Annotated in this window: 1 pseudogene; it reads left to right on the plus strand. The window is 63.5% G+C overall.

Annotated features, from left to right (window positions below):
- Nucleotides 1-1,490: pseudogene (locus DFO47_RS21020) on the plus strand (pyruvate dehydrogenase (acetyl-transferring), homodimeric type); the annotation flags it as partial.

Consider the following 1,490-nt stretch of genomic DNA (forward strand, 5'->3'; position numbering starts at 1 on the left):
AACGGGAAGATCATGCAGGAACTCGAAGCGTTCTTCCGCGGCGCGGGCTGGAACGTCATCAAGGTCGTCTGGGGCCGGGAATGGGATGACCTGCTCACCCGCGACACCGACGGCTCACTCGTGAAAATCATGAACGAAACCGTCGACGGCGACTACCAGACCTACAAAGCCGAATCCGGCGGCTTCGTCCGCGAACACTTCTTCGGCAAAACCCCGCAAACCAAAGACCTCGTCGCGGACCTCACCGACGACCAGATCTGGAACCTCAAACGCGGCGGACACGACTACCGCAAGGTCTACGCCGCCTACAAAGCCGCCACCGAATTCAAGGGCAAACCCACCGTCATCCTCGCCCACACCGTCAAAGGCTACGGACTCGGACCACACTTCGAGGGCCGCAACGCGACCCACCAGATGAAGAAACTGACGGTCGAGGACCTCAAGGACTTCAGGGATTACCTGCGCATTCCCATTTCGGATGAACAACTGGATGCCGACCCCTACCGCCCTCCCTACTTCCACCCTGGCCCCGATGCCCCGGAGATTGCCTACCTGATGGAGCGGCGCAGGGCGCTGGGAGGGTCCGTTCCGGAGCGCCGTTCCCGTCATGAGGCGGTTGAACTGCCTGAGCCGAAGTCCTACGAGGTTGCCATGCGTGGTTCGGGCAAGCAGCAGGCTGCCACCACCATGGCATTCGTGCGCCTGCTGAAGGATTTGCTCCGCGACAAGAAGTTCGGGGACCGGATTGTGCCCATCGTGCCGGATGAATCCCGGACGTTTGGGATGGACGCGTTCTTCCCGACCGCGAAGATCTACAACCCAGGCGGCCAGAACTACCTCTCCGTGGACCGCGACCTCGTCTTGGCCTACAAAGAGTCCCCCGCCGGCCAGCTGATCCACCCCGGCATCAACGAAGCCGGCGCCGTGGCAGCCTTCACCGCCGCCGGAACCGCCTACGCCACCCACGGCGTGCCGCTGGTCCCGGTCTACGTGTTCTACTCCATGTTCGGCTTCCAGCGCACCGGCGACGCCTTCTGGGCCGCCGCGGACCAAATGACCCGCGGCTTCATCATCGGCGCCACCGCAGGACGGACCACCCTCACCGGCGAAGGCCTCCAACACGCCGACGGCCACTCCCCCCTGCTGGCCTCCACCAACCCCGCCGTCCTCACCTACGACCCCGCCTACGGCTACGAAATCGGACACATCATCCGCTCCGGCCTCGAACGCATGTACGGGCCGGACTCCACGGACAAAAACCTCATGTACTACCTCACCGTGTACAACGAACCCATCGTCCAACCCGCCGAACCCGAAAACCTCGACATCGAAGGCCTCATCAAGGGCATCTACCTGCTCAACCCAGCGAAGGCCGCAGGACTGAACGAAAACAGCCCCCGCACCCAGATCCTCGCCTCCGGCGTCTCCGTGCCCTGGGCCATCGAAGCCCAACGCATCCTCGCCGACGACTGGAACGTCTCCGCCGACGT

The sequence above is a fragment of the Arthrobacter sp. AG258 genome (assembly GCF_004364695.1).
Classification (GTDB): Bacteria; Actinomycetota; Actinomycetes; order Actinomycetales; family Micrococcaceae; genus Arthrobacter.